This window comes from Paenibacillus eucommiae (assembly GCF_017874215.1).
Lineage (GTDB): Bacteria > Bacillota > Bacilli > Paenibacillales > NBRC-103111 > Paenibacillus_AI > Paenibacillus_AI eucommiae.
In genome coordinates this window covers 1-16,616 of the sequence record NZ_JAGGLB010000044.1, presented here as the reverse complement: position 1 = coordinate 16,616, position 16,616 = coordinate 1, and the positions used below count along the sequence as shown (strand labels likewise).

The 16,616-nt window shown below is 49.7% G+C and carries 12 protein-coding genes; 1 reads left to right on the top strand and 11 read right to left on the bottom strand.

The window, feature by feature from the left end; translation table 11 throughout:
* Positions 1 to 3 precede the first annotated feature (3 nt).
* The 4 genes from J2Z66_RS43640 to J2Z66_RS37260 form a co-directional block, all read right to left on the bottom strand.
* Positions 4 to 285, bottom strand: a complete 282-nt coding sequence (locus tag J2Z66_RS43640; RefSeq protein ID WP_312894976.1) for a CopG family ribbon-helix-helix protein — start codon at positions 283 to 285, stop codon at positions 4 to 6.
* Positions 286 to 512: 227 nt separating this feature from the next.
* On the bottom strand, positions 513 to 1,703 hold the full coding sequence (gene alr, locus J2Z66_RS37270; protein ID WP_209978214.1) for an alanine racemase: 1,191 nt from the start codon (positions 1,701 to 1,703) through the stop codon (positions 513 to 515).
* Between the two features lie 207 nt (positions 1,704 to 1,910).
* Positions 1,911 to 3,134 carry an outer membrane lipoprotein-sorting protein gene (locus J2Z66_RS37265; RefSeq protein ID WP_209978211.1) on the bottom strand — a complete coding sequence of 408 codons (1,224 nt, stop codon included), beginning with the start codon at positions 3,132 to 3,134 and terminating at the stop codon, positions 1,911 to 1,913.
* A 233-nt stretch (positions 3,135 to 3,367) separates the two neighbouring features.
* Complete coding sequence (locus tag J2Z66_RS37260) at positions 3,368 to 5,395, bottom strand: AraC family transcriptional regulator (RefSeq protein WP_209978209.1); 2,028 nt, start codon at positions 5,393 to 5,395, stop codon at positions 3,368 to 3,370.
* 346 nt (positions 5,396 to 5,741) lie between these two features.
* Between J2Z66_RS37260 and J2Z66_RS37255 the strand changes: the two genes are divergently transcribed.
* Positions 5,742 to 6,716: an aldo/keto reductase gene (locus J2Z66_RS37255; RefSeq protein WP_209978207.1), complete on the top strand. Its 975-nt coding sequence runs from the start codon at positions 5,742 to 5,744 to the stop codon at positions 6,714 to 6,716.
* A 9-nt stretch (positions 6,717 to 6,725) separates the two neighbouring features.
* Here J2Z66_RS37255 and J2Z66_RS37250 read toward each other — a convergent pair whose 3' ends face one another.
* The 7 genes from J2Z66_RS37250 to J2Z66_RS37220 form a co-directional block, all read right to left on the bottom strand.
* Complete coding sequence (locus tag J2Z66_RS37250; RefSeq protein WP_209978205.1) at positions 6,726 to 7,667, bottom strand: phosphotransferase family protein; 942 nt, start codon at positions 7,665 to 7,667, stop codon at positions 6,726 to 6,728.
* 852 nt (positions 7,668 to 8,519) lie between these two features.
* Positions 8,520 to 9,026 (bottom strand): RNA polymerase sigma factor, encoded by a 507-nt coding sequence (locus tag J2Z66_RS37245; protein WP_209978204.1) that lies wholly within the window; start codon positions 9,024 to 9,026, stop codon positions 8,520 to 8,522.
* An 8-nt stretch (positions 9,027 to 9,034) separates the two neighbouring features.
* A complete protein-coding gene (locus J2Z66_RS37240) occupies positions 9,035 to 10,006 on the bottom strand; it encodes an ABC transporter ATP-binding protein (protein WP_209978202.1) in 972 nt (323 codons plus the stop codon).
* Positions 10,007 to 10,044: 38 nt separating this feature from the next.
* On the bottom strand, positions 10,045 to 12,738 hold the full coding sequence (locus tag J2Z66_RS37235) for an FtsX-like permease family protein (RefSeq protein WP_312894974.1): 2,694 nt from the start codon (positions 12,736 to 12,738) through the stop codon (positions 10,045 to 10,047).
* A 95-nt stretch (positions 12,739 to 12,833) separates the two neighbouring features.
* Positions 12,834 to 13,895 carry an efflux RND transporter periplasmic adaptor subunit gene (locus J2Z66_RS37230; protein WP_245376136.1) on the bottom strand — a complete coding sequence of 354 codons (1,062 nt, stop codon included), beginning with the start codon at positions 13,893 to 13,895 and terminating at the stop codon, positions 12,834 to 12,836.
* Positions 13,855 to 14,607: an ABC transporter ATP-binding protein gene (locus tag J2Z66_RS37225; protein WP_209978198.1), complete on the bottom strand. Its 753-nt coding sequence runs from the start codon at positions 14,605 to 14,607 to the stop codon at positions 13,855 to 13,857. The genes J2Z66_RS37230 and J2Z66_RS37225 overlap by 41 nt, the downstream gene beginning before the upstream one ends.
* On the bottom strand, positions 14,607 to 16,070 hold the full coding sequence (locus J2Z66_RS37220) for an ABC transporter substrate-binding protein (protein ID WP_209978196.1): 1,464 nt from the start codon (positions 16,068 to 16,070) through the stop codon (positions 14,607 to 14,609). Before J2Z66_RS37220 ends, J2Z66_RS37225 begins: the two co-directional genes overlap by 1 nt.
* Positions 16,071 to 16,616: the final 546 nt, after the last annotated feature.

Here is a 16,616-nt window from a genome sequence, read left to right as displayed (position 1 = left end):
GTCCTACACCCCGCTTACTAAGCGATCCAGCGTATCATCCGCTTCTTCCTCCGCATGAAAGGCTTCCGATGCCATGCTAAGATTAATCATAGCCATTTCCATGTAACCCCGCTGCATCGATTCACGCAAACTGCGTTTCTTGCGTTCCCCCAGATACTGCTTCATTGCTTGACGAATAAATTCACTGCGATTAGAGTTTTCCTTTTCCACAATACCGTCAACCTCCTGCAGCAAGTGATCGGGCAAACTGATCATAATTCTTTTCGTGTTATGCGCATTACTCACCTTATCTCGCACCCCCAGAAACAATACAAAGGCAATATTACCAGTATGGCATAGCCAAAGCCAAAATATACAATTAATATATGCTCATGATGTATCAAATATGTTATACGCAGCAGCAGCCTAATATCGTCTACTACGTATTCGTGAAGCTAACGGAAATTCCTGCATATTATTTGAAATATTTCGATGGGAAAATAAGGCATCCCGTGCGCAAGCTCCACTCGAACTTAATTCTGATGTCTCAGAAGCGTATTCATTACAGCCACTCTGCCTGACTCCCGCACATACACCCTCGGAACCCGATGAGAAATCATACAGGTTATCTCATAATTGATCGTTCCCAGCTGCCGGGCCACATCCTCCACTGAAATGCGCTGCCCCCCCTGCTCGCCAAAAACAACAACTTCATCACCCTGATGAACGTTCTCTACGCCAGTTACATTAATCATGCATTGATCCATGCAAATTCTGCCCACGACAGGAACCTTGCGCCCTTGAATCAGCACTTCCGACTTCTGCGACAGCATTCTTGAGAAACCATCCGCATACCCGATAGGCAGCGTTGCAATCGACTCTTCCTGCTGGGTATGATAAATCGTTCCGTAGCTAACCCCACTCTCAGGAGGCAGCTTCTTCAGATGCACAACACCCGTTTTCAAACTCATTACAGGCTCCAGCTTCACCACACTTGCATCCACATCTTCGGAAGGATACAAACCATACATACTTATGCCAAGACGGACCATATTATAAGTAAAATCAGGCAAATCAATAGCTCCCGCGCTGTTACCCGCATGCAGATATGCAAATTCGACCTTCCGTTCCTGAAAAACCTGCACGATCCGCTCAAACCGCCGATACTGCATAAGCGTGTAAGTTTTATCCGTCTCATCCGCATTCGCATAATGGGTGAACAAGCCCTCAACCTCAACACCAGGCAAGCTTAAAGCTTCTTCTATAAAAGCAACCGCATCCTGCTCTGTGTGCAGTCCCAAGCGTCCCATCCCTGTGTCCAGCTTGATGTGGATCTTGAGCTTTTTTGCTGCTGAAAAAACAGCTTTGCTGCTGAGCTCCTTCAGAGCTTCCAGTACTTCCCTACTAAAAACGTTAATTGTAATGTCATGCTGCAAGGCAATTTCAAGTCCTTCAGGGGCCGTATATCCAAGAGCAAGGATAGGAGCCGTGATTCCGGCTTTCCTAAGCTCCAAAGCTTCATCCAGAAAAGCAACGCCCAAATAGTCAACGCCACAGCGAATCGCCTCTTTGGATATCTCAACAGCTCCGTGTCCGTAGGCATCCGCTTTAACCACTGCCATAATTTTGGTACTTGCCGATAACGTATGTTGAAAAGCTTCTATATTATGCTGCAAAGCATCCAGCGATACCTCCACCCACGTAGGCCGGTAAAAAGCATCCATAGTCTCACCTTCTCTATACAATTGCAGAGGATAAGGGAAGACACCACCGTCTTAGCCGGCAGAGCTTCCCTTACCTTGTTGGATATACTTTTTCGAAACACTGCTTTACCTATGTTAATCTGAATCGGGAATGGCTGTCAATGCGTAAAATGGAGAAAAGTACATTGTAAAATTTTACTTTCTCCTTAATTCACCTTTACTTTTTCATTACTTTCCTGTCTGCCCTTGCACAGCTTCGGCGATCTTGATCATTTCCATTACAGGCAGATCCGCTGTAGATAAGCGATATTCCACACCGTCGTATGTCCAGGTCAGCGTCTGTTTATCTGTTCCTGTAAGCACTGCGATCGTGTAGCTCAGATCAACAAGCTCTCCGCCCGGAAGCAGGGAAACTGTCACGGCCTGAGGTCTTACCTCCATCAAGCTGTAGTTATACTTGCCGGAGTATCTCAGCAGCACTGCCTGGTCCTCACCGAGCTTCATCTCTGTAATATCCTGCTTTTCAACTCCAACAGGTATGTAGGACGGCTCTATGATGCCAAAGCCTTGCTGCTTAGCCGCCGCGGCACTGGCTCCCGAACCTCCAGTTCCTGCTGCTGCTCCTTCTGTACCTGACCCCTCAGTGCTGGATCCTTGTGCGCCTGCCCCCTTGGTGCCTGTTCCATCAGTAGTGGCTCCTTTAGCGTCCGCTCCCTCAGTGGCTGCATCACTACCAGCCTCAGTGCCAGCTGCAGCCTCGCTGCCTTCTTCCAAAATACCGTCCACATCAGCTAATGTCGGGAGTGTATTTAAATTCCAGCTTGTCATGTTGCGATTCATATCGAAGGAATCCTTTTCGAACTTTTTGCCAAATTCGAATGAGGTGAATTCCACCTTTACCAGCACATTTTTATTCGCATCAGAAACCTCAACCTGCTTCGGCATCAGGCCCTTCTTATCCAGCCATATGCGCTGGCGGACCAGCATTTCATTCTGATAATTAGCTAGCACATCGAACACATAATCATCTTTTTCAGCTGTGAACTGGCGATCTTTATCGTTCAGGATGCTCTGCACCAGAGATTGATACAAGTATACCTGGCCTTGATTATCCGGCCAATCGCTTTGAAAGCGGAAGCTCTTCTTCAAATGGGGTGTGAGCACAAAGACGCCTTCATCATTGCGCAGCACAATCTGGTTAATATCCTTCTCCGCATTCGTCAGTGAAATCCTGTAAAAATGCGGGTTCATATACCATACGTCCACTTGATACTCCTGCGGCTGCTGCCCTGTGTTCAGCACCATCCGCCCTGACCCCTGATAACTGTCCATCCCGCTGATCACATGATCCAAATCTTTTACTACCGATCCTGCATCCTTCTTCCCACCACAACCAACAAGAACCACTACTAAGCACATCACAACGGCAACCATCCATGTGACCCGGCGCATTCGATCATCCCCTCATTCATAATTAAAACGAACTAGTACATGCTTATGAGAGAACTTGGACAATTATGCGGACTGGTTTGACAAGCATCGGTTGTATTTTGATTGAAGTGAACACAACCCATCATTGAACATGCAAAAATACACGGCTCTACTGAGAAAGCCGTGTGTTCAGTCTATTTTTCCGAGCTTAGCCGGGTCAACAGGCTTTTGGCATTTACCGCTAACAGCTTCATTTAGTTGGAAGCTTTTCCCGTCAGCCAGGCAGCCAGCTCCTCCGTCTGAGAGAGCGTTGCGATGGGATCAAAGTACCAGGAGCGATCCTGACTCCAGACATATATCCGATCTTTTTTAACCGCTTCAAGCGAGCCCCAAACAGGATCAGCCTTGAAATCCTCTATAGTACGCTCATTCGTTGTAATCACTATATAATCCCCTGCAAAATCAGGCAGTGACTCCTCTGATATTTCCACCAGCTGATCCTTCATGAGCAAATCTGCCTTACCTGCCGGAGGCTTCAGTCCAAGCGCAGTATAAACAGCTTGTCCTCCGCGGCCAAAATTGTCTCCAAAAGCCAATGAGCCTTTTTTATTGTATTGCATAATCGAAAATTCACTGTTGGCAGGAATCGCCTTGGCCACACGTTCTTTGGCACTTGAAATTCGCCGATCGTACTCATCAAGCCACTTTTTCGCCTCAGCCTCTTTACCAAGCGCCTTTCCAAAATAAGTGATTTCTTCATGCGCATTCTTTAACTCTCCGAATGGAACAACGACTGTAGGCGCAATCTTGCTAAATGATTCGTACAATTGATCATTGCCCGTAATAATCAGATCCGGCTCCAATTCCAGTACCTTCTCAAGCGAGATAGTTTCATATTCCCCAATATTCTCTACACCTTCAAGAAACTCTTTGTAATAGGGATTTTTCAAATTCAGTTCCGGCGTCCCGACCGGTGTTATTCCAAGAGCGATCATGCTTCCCAAATACAAATCAACTATAATACGTCTGGACTCCGCCGGAATTTTAATCTCTCCATTGATCGTAGATACCGTTCTCGTCTTGGCCTCCGTAGCACTGTTGTCACCCGCATTTGTGGATGTAGAGCCACTACCATTCGCGGCACCGTTATTTGGTGTACTTGTGCCTGCTGCTGTACTTGAACTGGTCGACCCTGTATTCCCTGATGGTGAACCAGCTCCTCCAACCGCTGTATTCCCCGCACCTGCCGAGCACGCACTCAGCAGCAGCGTCAAGGTGAGCAGCAAGGCTAAAGCCATACTTGATTTGGAATTTCTTTTCATTTGTATAGACCCTCCACGTTTTAATTGATAATGATTATCATCATCACCACTAACAATATAACGTGGCCGCCTGCCTGTGCCAATAGATAATCCCGATAAAATAAATGGACGATCTTCTGCTAAGCCGCGCTGCCGTCCCATCGTCCGGAAACGAACGGGTGATAGACTGGTGTGCTTTTTGAATAATCGACTGAAATAATACACATCCGAATAACCTACTTCGGCCGCAATATCCCGTAGGGCTGCGTCCGTTCTGAGCAGTAGTTCTTCGGCACGGCTCAACCGGATCTGAATCAAATAGTCAATCGGACTTGCCCCAGTCTGCGCCTTGAAACGCATCGATAGATGCCGTGGACTGTAGTTCAGCTGTTCTGCGATGGAATCCAGTGACATGCTTTCCTGATAATGCTGCTCTATATAACGAATCGCCTGGGAGACGAGATCCGGCTTGTGTGTCTTCACCCCCTGCGAATCCAGCTGCCACAGAAGTTCGTGGACGAACTGGTAAAAGAGTCCCTTGACCTGAAACCGCGCCAGGTCCCCCGCATGCATCCACGCCTTCTCCATCCCTTCAAGGTAGCGGAGCAGTGACAACGGTTCCTGCGGTTTGAAGCCATATTGAAGCGAGAACGGCCTGTTCTGCTCCATAAGCTGTGCAAGCTTCTTCCTGCCCGGAAGAGCATGAACAGCCCTGTAGAACAACAAGTAATATTCAAACTCCTCCTTCACGGCTATATCCAGACGCATCCCCTTCCCCCCATGCAGCACATGAAATTGCCTCACTTCATGCACCATACCATCCAGCTTTAGGCTGGCTGAGCCGCGGATGCCATACAGGAACCCGCTTGCCGGCAGCAAATAGGCTTCCAGCAGCTCGCCCGGATTCATCACATTATGCCTGATGTCAAATATTTTAACAGCAGCATGGTTCCATAGCGTAATATGCTCATCCAGATTCATTGCACAATCATCTCCAATCCAGCCCTTGTCGTTCCTTAAGAAAGAGTCCCCAATCGACCTAGTTATTCAAACTTCCCTATAATTGCCCCTAGTGGTAAATTTCTGTTCATGCATGCTTCATTATAAGTGATAATAGTTCTCATTATCAACCGAAAAAATAGATTCTGCGACAATAACGTTCGTGATGTCCGTAACAATTTCTCCAAACCTCCAGGTTGAATGTTTATTTTGAGGTTGGCCCTAAGCACCTGACGCTAAACGCTCTACATGTTGCTTGCATTCAATGATAATGGTTTAATATAGGCAGACAACCACATTTTTTTTTCAAGAAAAGGAGTCGATCACCATGCAATTTCGCCGTCTTGGCAGCAGCGGTTTAAAAGTATCCGCACTTGGATTAGGAACGAACGCATTTGGCAAACGCGCCGGTTATGAAGCATCTGAACAGATTATACACAGCGCGATAGACAGTGGGGTTAATTTTATTGATACTGCTAATATTTACGCGGGCACTGAGTCGGAGACTATTATCGGGCATGCGCTCCAAGGGAAGCGCCATAATGTCGTTTTGGCTACTAAGGCAGGCCTCGTAAAGGGACCAGGAATGAATGAGCGCGGCTCCTCACGCTATCATTTGCTGCATGAGCTGGAAGAAAGCCTCCGGCGTTTACAAACCGATCATATCGACCTGTATCAAATTCATACGTTCGATCGGGACACGCCTCTTGAAGAAACGCTCCGCACGCTTGAAGATATGATACGTTCAGGAAAAGTTCGCTATATCGGGGCCTCCAATTATTATGCCTGGGAGCTTATGAAGTCGCTCGGGATCAGCGAAAAGCTCGGCTTGAACAGATTCATTTCCACACAAACGAGCTATTCCCTTGCAGATCGCACACCTGAAAATGAGCTTGTCCCAATGTGCCTCGATCAAGGCGTCAGCATCATCCCGTATTTTCCATTAGCTGGTGGGATTTTATCTGGTAAATACAGCTCTAGGGACAAATCCCCTGCAGGCTCCAGAGCGCAAACCGACCCAGCCTTCGGAAGGTACCTGGATGACAAGCTCATCACATTAGCCGAGCAATTAGGTCATATCGCAAACCAGCTTGGCTGCAGCACAAGCACATTGTCTTTAGCCTGGCTGCTCCATCAGCCCGTTGTTGCGACAGTCATTGTGGGCGCCACCCGGGCAGAACAACTGCAACATAACTTGGACAGCCTATCCGTCAAGCTGACTCCAGAAATTGTCGTGGAGCTGGATGCACTCACAAGCACGTTTCGCGAAGGCAAGCCTTTTGCTATGTTCCGTCTCCCTTAAGTTATTCCCTTAAGTTATTTCCTTAAGTTCCTTCGCTAAGCTGCCTAGACTACCATTTCTTTCTTGCGCATCTTGCTTGTCAAATAAAAGCTGTTCGATAAATTCCCATATGTCTTCCAATCTACGTCTGATCTGATAAAACTGCAGGGCATCGGGGTTGATCACAAAATTGTTATGCTGCTGTTGATAGATGCTTAAAAATTCGTCATAGTAGGGCTTATCCACTAAAAACATCATATCAGCTTCAACAGGCGCCAATCTCAGCCCTTCCCAATCAATCAAAATCAGTTGCTGTCCCGATTGCATCAGATTCCAATTGTGAATATCTGTATGGCACAGAGCCATTCTTAAATGAGTATTTTTCAAGTATCCCGACAGCTTTTCAACGGTATCCATCATACCATTCATCTGTGCAATGTGAGGGTCTATCACTACTCTTATATCATTTGGAATATTTGTATACTCCTTATCCAAAGTGTCCCTTAGCTGCTGCAAAAATGGAACGCAAAAATCCTCCTTAACAGCACCCGTGTCAACAGGTATTTCTTCTCCATATAAATGAAGCTCTGTTATTATGTCCGACAATTGACTAACCTGCTCCGCGCTTAAATCCTTGTCCCCAATGGTTTCTCCCTCAATATATGCATAAAGCAGATAAATTCCATCGTCATCTTCACACTTATAACCACCATTTTTTGTTAAAAAAGGCACAGGAATTTTATCCTTCAAGCCGCTATTATGCATAAGCCAAACTATTATAGGTACATATTTATCTATAAGGGCTGTCCATTTGGGAGTGGACGCTCTACTTTTTTCATACATCTTCAAGAAATAGGTATTTTCATTGTTAGACACTTTAAATGCTAGCGCGGCCCAGCCTCCCTGCTGTGGTGAAACTTCTATAATATCTATATCATAATGATCTTTCAAAATGGTTTTTATCTTGTCCATAAGGTCCTCCTTACAAATTGATACACTCTTACTGATCTTCATAACTCGCTGCTCTCCTTTACAATAATTATTGCTCTGTATCAGAAAAATAACAATTGAAAAATTGTAAGCTGGGAGTAAAATAAGCTATTCCGCAGACAAATTGAGCCGAGGCTTGTAAAATAATGAAAAAGACGCCTTGCGGCGTCATTGGAGGTTGCGCGTTCGTGACTTGGGTGCTTTGCGGAGGGAATGGCTGTGGGCTCCAGCCGCTGTTAAAGATTTGTTCCCTTGAACGGAATGGATGAGCAGGTTGGAACAAATCTTTAAAGGCGGGCGCTAACGCTCTTCCACCCACAGCCATTCCCTCATTCAGCTACAATCGCATGAACACCAAGCTCAAACGGACAGCCAGCAAGGGTTTTTCTCGTGGTTGGAGGAGTATGCCTAGCGGCTAAGGCTCCTGGGATGAAGAGAACTGAGAGAACTGAGAGGACTTGTTACTTTAGCGATGTTTTTCATCGTTAAAAGCACGAGCCCTCTCCAGATACTTACTTTAACAATGAAAAACATCGTTAAAATCCCTTTTCACCACCCAGAGAGGCTATCCGACCTCTTTTAACGATGAAAATCATCATTAACGTGACGGATTGACTTGGAAACACTCCTTTAACGATCAAAAACATCGTTAAGTCAAGCACACACTCCTTTCGGGGGAGGCTGGCTGGCAAAGTGCTGAACATGCACGCTCAAACGGACTGCCGGCATAGAATATCATCTACTTCATAACTGCAACGTTCCACTGTATAAATGAAATTATTCACTCCAGGCATCTAGAAACAGCTTGGCCCGCTATTTTGATGGTCCGCTCCATTACAGCAGCTTGGATAATTGTGCTTTGCCACGCCGGACGAAGGATTTAACGGTATTCTCGGAACAATCAAGCTGCCTGGCAATTTCTCTGTAGCTGGACTGCTTGTAAATACGCAAGTATAAAGCAGCATGCATCCGGGGTTTAAGCTGCAAAAGCAGCCGGCGCACAAACCTCTTGAATTCCATGTCGAGGACCACTTGTTCCGGGGTAGTCTGGCTGGACACGGCGTAATGATCAAGCGGCAGCCAGGATATCCGTTGTTTGCGGCGCCATTGATCGATAAATAGTCGATATCCGGTTTGGGAAAGCCACGATTTCGGATGTTCAGGCAAGCTTTCCTGCTCGCACAGCCTCAGAAAAATCTCCTGCACCAAATCAGCCGCTTCCTCCCGATTGCGGGTCAACTTGAGCATGAATTTATTCAAATAAACGGAATGTTCCGCATACAGCTCGTCCAGCTCATCTAACTTGGTTAACTTGGTCAGCTTGACCACGGCCTGCTCCATGCCCCCGCTCACCTCCGACCTGGGCGGATAGAGGACGGGGAAGCATCGGGCGGACCGATCGTAACCCGTTTGCCGTCAAATTCAAGCACTGCTTTACCATCGACGTTCATGGCCTCCAGATAAGCCTTCGGAATTTGCAGCCTGCCGACGCGATCGATGACCACATATTCCTCATGCCGCTCGCCGAACCGGGACCCAGGGGTAGCAGCGGTTAATGCTGCGGTCGATGTTGCAGTAGATGCTGTAGTAGATGCTTCATCAGTGCCCGCCGGGAGAGCTGCCTCCTTGTCCGCCACGTCCTTGTCCCGCTTGACCCACTCCGTACTGGTCAAACCGTCTCGAATGGCGACGACACGGTCAACTTTGTCTGCAACCGAGAGATCATGGGTGACGATAACGATCGTCACCCCCATGTCCTGGTTAAGGCGGCGGAAGATCTCGAGAATCTGATCCCCTGTCGCGCTGTCCACCGAGCCCGTCGGCTCATCGGCGAGTACGATCATAGGGCGATTGGAAAGCGAGATCGCGATCGCGACTCTCTGTTGCTCGCCGCCGCTTAGTTGGGTGAGACGATTGCCCATCCGGTGCTCAAGACCGACGGCTGTGAGTAATTGTTTGGCGTACGCCCGGTCCACCTTGCCCTGGATCAGCATTGGGAGCTCGACATTTTGGAGGGCGGTAAGGTATGGAACCAGATTTCTCGCATTATTCTGCCAGATAAAACCGACGGTTTTGCGCTTATATGTTATTAACTGCTCTTTCGTCATCTTCAGCAGATTCCACGGGCCCACGATCGCCTGCCCTGCTGAAGGCCGGTCGAGGCCGCCCAGAATGTTGAGCAGCGTCGATTTGCCGCTGCCGCTGTTCCCGATAATTGCCATCATTTCTCCCTGTTCGACTGTCATGTTCAGACCCTGCAGGGCAACGACCTCAATGTCGTCGGTTTTAAAAATTTTCACCAGACTTTCGCAATGGATCATCACAGGGCCTCCTCATCCTGATTGTTATTTGTCTTTCTTTATCTCTCTTCACCCAGCTTGACCGCTTGGGTAATGCGCAGACGCCGCAGCTGCAGAATGAGCAGGCTCGCTCCGGCCGCAAGCATGACGCCGGTGGCGATATACAGCTTGAGTGTATCCTCCGCTTCAAATACAATCCGGAACGGCGGCACCTGCCGCGTTCCAAGGGTGCTTCCGCCCTGCAGGAATGGCAGGAACAGGCGGCTGGCGAACGTTCCGAGCCCGAATCCGGCGGCCACCGACAAGCCGGTCGTGAACAGCTGCTCAAGCAGCAGCATGCCTGTCACCTGTCCGCGGGATAGGCCCATGGCTCTCAGGATCCCAAGCTGGACGACTCTGCGCGCCAAGGTAAAAAACCAGAAAATCAAATACCCAAGCAGCGAAACAAGCAGCGAGATAAGAAATCCAAGGCTGAGAATACCGAACACTCCACCTTGAGCCGGGTGATTCCGGCGTTCGGCAAGCTCACCACGGGCATCATCCACCCGGGCAACCGAAACGCCGCGTTCTGCAAGTGTCTCCAGCACAGGTGCAAGTTTAGCGCCTTCTTTCAGGTTCAACCATACGTCATAAGGAATCTTCTCGATCTGTTGATACACATAATCCAGATTGGCCACGAAGAACGGTGACTCTTCCGGATACAGGCTCGGCCAGTAATTAACGATGCCAACGACGACGAAATCCACGGGTACATTGTCGTAACCGAGCGTGATGCGCAGCGGATCTCCTTCTTTCAATCCATAGCGCCCTGCGAAAGCTTCAGATACAAGCACAGCTTGCTCCGCTGTTCCAAGCGCGTCAAGGTACAGATACGGATGATTGGGGAATAAATCCTCACGGAACCATGCCGCCTTGGCAAAATCCGCATTGTCGATAGCAACGAGCTGCCCGCTTCCTGCTGACTTGCCGCTAATCTCGACTTTCCCCGTCGCTTTCATAACCCGTGCGGCTGCCTCCACTCCGTCCAGCCCGCTATAAGCCTGGAAGGACGGTTCGGTATAGTAGATCTTGTTCTCGTCATTTTCGTCCTGGACGCCTTCCCACGCCGACTTCAGCACAACATCGCTTCCATACTGATAGTGCGTGCGATCCGAAGCATTCACATCTATCGTCCGGGCAGCCGAAGCACTGTAAACGCCCAGCCCGATTGTAAGAATAAGCAGAATCATAACGGGGTAGAACGTGGAAGCCGAACGCGACAACTGGGTCAGCGTCAGATAGACCGGAACTGGCATGCGGTTCTTCATGATCGCGTTCCAGGAACGGAGCAGCAGCGGAAACAATCGCAGACACAAGAGCCCCGCCGCGAATATAAGCAATGCCGGGATGATAAAGATCGCTGGCTCAATTTCCGCTGCACCGCCGCTGATGTTGACGGAAGCAATTTGACCGGAATCCAGCAGATACCAGCCGGCTGCAGCTATCCCAAATAGCGCTACGTCCAGATAAAGCCGCTGCCAGAATGGCGATCCGTCAGCTCTGGCCCGCTGCTGCGTATGCTGTACAATGGATGCACCGGCGTACGCGCGGATTGGTGCTATGGTTGCAAGGACTGCCAGCACAGTGGCGGTGATACCAAATAGCCAAGATGCCTTGTTAAACCCGACAGGAATCGACTTGCGGCCAACAAAAGAAAGGAAGCCGCTGGAGGAGCCGATTGTCTTGGCCATGAACCACGCCAGAACAAGACCAATCAGTAAAGCCGCGCACCCTAGCAGCGCCGCTTCGATCGCATACAGCATAGTAATTTGCCGTGGACTGGAGCCGCGGCTGTGCAGCACGGCGATGTCTCCCCTCTGCCGGGCAAGCGATTGTTGAGCATTCAGCATAATGAAATACAGCACCATCGCCAGTACCGGAGCAGCAAGCGCGAACAGCATCGCCTGCAGCTGCACGCTCTGCCGCTGGAAATTATTCAACATATCAATGAACGTCAAGTTGACCTTTGTGTTTTCAAGCAGCTGGTGAAGATTGATCTCAAGGCGCTGCAGTTCCCCGATCAGCGGCGACAGATCACTGATGCGGATATCCCGGAGGTCAAACGCGAAGAACCAACCGGCCGAATCAAGTGCAAGCTTGTTATCCATGAGCAGTGTATCCATCATGGTTTTGTGGCTGACGATAAGCGTGTCAGCCAGCTTTTCTTTGCCGTCGATCGCCCAGTTCAAATCCTTTTCGTCTTTCAACTTGTAAGAACCAACAATGCGTACCGTCAGCCGCTTTGATTTACCTTCATTATTTTTCGAATCATAGTAGAAGGAGTCGCCGATCTTCCAATCGTGACGGCTCAGCGTCTCATTCAGTACAATGACTTCAATGGCGCCGTCCTGCATGCCATCCCGGGGCATCTTCCCTTCAACGAGATCCGTCATCCCGGGAATTCCGCTCTGAGATGCCAGCGCCATGCGGGTTAGCCGGTTTGAGCCGCCTGTGCCGGCATGGATAGACCGCACCGTCGACGTTGGCAGGCTGAGCAGGCTGGAGAATGCTTGCACGGGAAAGCCGATTTTTTCGGGCAGCTCTTCACTGATCCATTGGTTAACCTCGCCGAGACCTTCCAGATCGTTCTGGTCATTGCCGGCCGACTGGTATTTCATATAAAGCGACGCCGCCGGCAATCCTTTCGTCTCTTCCTGGAGCGACTTGACTACCAGCCGCTTCAACGTGCCGTCCGCATACATCGGAATGCTCATCGCAAACGCCGCCGCCACCGTCAACCCGAGCAGCGTGCCCAGCGTGAACCAACGGTTTTGCCACATTTTCAGGAGGAGATAGATGACAATTCGCATTATTTCCCCACGACCTTCTGGCCTTCCTCGAGCCCTTTGATGATTTCCACATGCGTTGAGGTTTGAATACCGGTTTCCACGTCCACCTCACCCTTGCTGCCATCCTCATTCGATACAAGTACATATTTCCGGTTATTCTGCGTCCGCAGCGCCGAGAGCGGGATGATCAACACCTCATTACGGCGCTCCATAATAACGGAAGCGGAGAGCGGCGTGCCATGCGCAACGCCTTCCGGCAGCTTCGGCAGATCGATCAGCGTATACTTATCGAGTGAATCCGCATCGTTATTGTTCTGCCCTGTGCCAACCGGAAGCCTTCTTACCGAGCCTGGATGATCGCCTGCGGTGTTAATGCCGACCAAGGTTTCCATACCCGGAGCAATGCTTGCCAAATCACCCGAAGCGAACTGCACAGCGACGACAAGCGCGCCCATGTCGGCAATCTGCCCCACTTTTTCGTAGGCCTTCGCCATATCGCCTTTCTTTGCCGTGAAACTAACAATCGTGCCAGCGTATGGAGCAACCAGCTTCGAGCCCTCCAGCTTACTGCGCAAATCGGCGAGTTCTTGATTCAACAATTCGTAGTCGAGCTTCTTTTTCTTGAGCAATACCGCATTGTCTTCCGACGAATCGCGCATCATGTCCTTCAGATCGAGTTCGGTCTTCTCCAGATCAATCTCTTTTCTGCGGATTTGGCTGTCCGTATCGCCCGTATCGAGCGCAGCCAGCACCTGTCCTTTCTTCACCTGGTCTCCAGCTTTCACGTATACTTCTACAACGCGGAGATTGTCTTCTGAAAAAAGCAGATTCTCCTCCCGCTCCGACATCAGCTTCCCGGATCCGCTCACTTTAAGCTCTAAGGTGCCTTTTTTAACCGGATACTCCGGTTTCTGCGAAATTTTCGGAATCCGGATATCTGGTAGTTTCTCCTGCTCTTCTTCCTGAGGCAGCAGGGAGCAGCCGGCCAAGAGAGACAGGCACATGACTGCAAGCAACAACCGGGCTCCGGAGCTCCTTAATTTATTCCGGTACGATTCGGCCATCGACCATTTGGTATACAACGTCTGCCGCCTCCCATAAAGTGGAATCGTGTGTAGTCATACATATCGCCATTCGCTCCACTTCGACGATATCCCGGAAAACCGCGATAATACTCGCTGCCATCTGCGAATCCAGCTCAGCTGTCGGCTCATCCGCCAGCAGAAGAGGGGGCTTGTGCGCGATTGCTTTGGCGATAGCCACCCTCTGCTGCTCTCCGCCGGACAGCTCGAACGGACGATGAAATGCCCGTTTCGTCAGTCCGACGAGCTCGAGACAGCTGCCAACCCGCGCTCTCCACTCCGACCTTGGGGTGCCCGCCATACGCAAGGCGAGCTCGACGTTCTCCCATGCGGTAAGCAGCGGCAGCAGCGCGAAAGATTGGAAAATAAACCCAATCTCCCGCCGTCTTACGATGGTCAACTGCTTGTCGCTCCACTCGTGAAGAGGGCGGCTGCGGAAGTACACGCCGCCCTCCGTTGGCCGGTCGAGCCCACCCAGCAGATTGAGCAGTGTTGTCTTTCCCGAACCTGAACGTCCCCGGAGCATGGTAAGCCGGCCAGAATCAATCGACATCTCGATCCCCTTCAACACCTCAACGTTCTGGTTGCCGGAAACAAAGCTTTTGCGAACATTCCGTACGCTCAGGAGCGGCTCGCCGTTTTCACCATAGACTGCTGCTGGCTCGGTCACTCCCTTCTGCCGCTTCAGCTTGGCAGCATTCAAAATCGCCATTACCCTTGCTCCCCATCCAGGATAGATTTCGTCAGCAAAGCCTGTCCTTGTGTTTGAATTGTTTTTAACGCCTCATCCACGGACAAAGCTTCTTCCACAACCTTCTTGATTTGCCCGGATGCCAGCTGCGCGAAAGAAGCGGCGAAGCCTTCAGGCAATGTTTGCAGCAAGCTTTGCTGATTAGCTCCAAGCTTGTAGAAAGCATCTAAATGTTTACCCTCCATTTCTTTCTTGAAAGCGGTCCGAGCCGATAAAGAAGGAGATGACATCACACTCGTCTTGGCCAATTGCTCCCCGTTGGCATATTTCAGAAACTCCCACGCAGCGGGCAAGTTCTCGGACGACTCGTTGATGGAGAACACACTATCCAGACTCATACTTCCGACTACGTCTGGCTGGGACGGATCAACCGGTACGGTCACAACATCCCAGTTGATTTCTTTTATGGGATTTTTCACAGATTCAGCATTACTGGATCCTATAGCTGGCACTGCTCTTGTAGCTCCCATCTTCATATCTATTCCCATGAAGTTCATCATCATTGGACCGTCGATCGTCATTGCCGCCTGGCCAGACATGAACCTCATCGAATCCGGGCCGAAGCTTATCGTCTTCCCGCCCATTCCGCGCATCATCCCACCGCCCATTCCGCCGCTCTCGGAAGGCATGGAGATGCTGCCCGATTTGTACCCCTCGATCACAGATTGGAAAATCGACTTCCACTCCGGCGTCTCAATCGATACTGTCTTCGCATCCGCATCGGCATATTGCAGCCCTTTGGCTTCGCCGATCGTACGGATTAGCTCGAAAGGATCCGTCGTCTGGGAAGATTGGAACAACCCATACAAGGCGTCATCACCATTTTTCTTCACAGGGAAACGAGCCGCTAATTGCATCACTTCCTCCCAGCTCATCCCATCTGTCGGATACGGAATCCCGTGCTCGTCGAACATATCCTTATTGTAATAGAGAGCCTGGCTGGAAAAATCCGGGCTTAATCCATACAGCTTGCCGCCCCCGTGTGCCTTAAGCAGATCGATGACAGAGGGCAGGAAGCTGCTCAAGTCAAACTCGTCCTGCTTCACGACCGCATCCAGGTCATACAGCAAACCTTCCTTCGCCAATACGGCATATTGATCTTCCGTTAAATACATGACATCTGGCCGCTGCTCCTTCACGAGCCGTTCCATCTCCGCACCCGGATCCTCCGCGTTAAACACGGATTCGGTCGAGACGACTTCCAGCGCAACATTGGGAAACATCGCCTGAAATGCGTTACCATACTGCATATAAAAGGCTTGTTCGTTAAAATAAGCAACCTTCAGCGATCCCTTATCCTCTCTGTCTAAGCTGCCTACCCCCGAGCTGTCCTTCTTGCCATCCGTCTGTGTGCAGGCTGTCAAAACCATTGCTACGATGAGCGTCCAAATAAGTACCACTGGCTTCTTTCTCCATTTTTTCAACACTTTCATCACCCTTCAATGGTTAATAGATTCATTGCCCAGTATGACAGCGGATCCTTAGAAATCGGTTAGAGAAGCTGAAAGGAAGCTTAAATGATGCTGAAAAGGAGATAAAAAGACGCCTTGCGGCGTCCTTTGATGTGCGTGTTCGTGACGTTGGTGCATGGGGGGAGGGAATGGCTGTGGGCTCCAGCCGCTGTTAAAGATTTGTTCCCTTGAATGGAATGGATGAGGAGGCAGGAACAAATCTTTAAAGGCGGACGCTAACGCTCTTCCTCCCACAGCCATTCCCTCTCTTTAGCTACAATCGCACGAATCACACGAACACCAAGCTCAAACGGACTGCCAGCAAGGTTTTTTCTCTTGGTTAGAGGAGATTTTCTAGCAGGCGCAGACGCTGGGGATGAAGAGCGCGCACAACCGAGAGGACTACTACTTTAACGATGTTTTGCAGTTACTACTTAGGTACCTTAAAGAAATTTTGGTGAAATAAAAGGATTCAGGGTACATCATGTGAAATAAGTTAATCAACAAATCTACAAGGAG

Bases quoted from the DNA above. Each gene is read 5' to 3' on its own strand.
- alr (WP_209978214.1), bottom strand. From the start codon at position 1,703: ATGGATGCTTTTTACCGGCCTACGTGGGTGGAGGTATCGCTGGATGCT.
- J2Z66_RS37265 (WP_209978211.1), bottom strand. From the start codon at position 3,134: ATGCGCCGGGTCACATGGATGGTTGCCGTTGTGATGTGCTTAGTAGTG.
- J2Z66_RS37260 (WP_209978209.1), bottom strand. From the start codon at position 5,395: ATGAATCTGGATGAGCATATTACGCTATGGAACCATGCTGCTGTTAAA.
- J2Z66_RS37255 (WP_209978207.1), top strand. From the start codon at position 5,742: ATGCAATTTCGCCGTCTTGGCAGCAGCGGTTTAAAAGTATCCGCACTT.
- J2Z66_RS37250 (WP_209978205.1), bottom strand. From the start codon at position 7,667: ATGGACAAGATAAAAACCATTTTGAAAGATCATTATGATATAGATATT.
- J2Z66_RS37245 (WP_209978204.1), bottom strand. From the start codon at position 9,026: ATGGAGCAGGCCGTGGTCAAGCTGACCAAGTTAACCAAGTTAGATGAG.
- J2Z66_RS37240 (WP_209978202.1), bottom strand. From the start codon at position 10,006: ATGATCCATTGCGAAAGTCTGGTGAAAATTTTTAAAACCGACGACATT.
- J2Z66_RS37235 (WP_312894974.1), bottom strand. From the start codon at position 12,738: ATGAGCATTCCGATGTATGCGGACGGCACGTTGAAGCGGCTGGTAGTC.
- J2Z66_RS37225 (WP_209978198.1), bottom strand. From the start codon at position 14,607: ATGGCGATTTTGAATGCTGCCAAGCTGAAGCGGCAGAAGGGAGTGACC.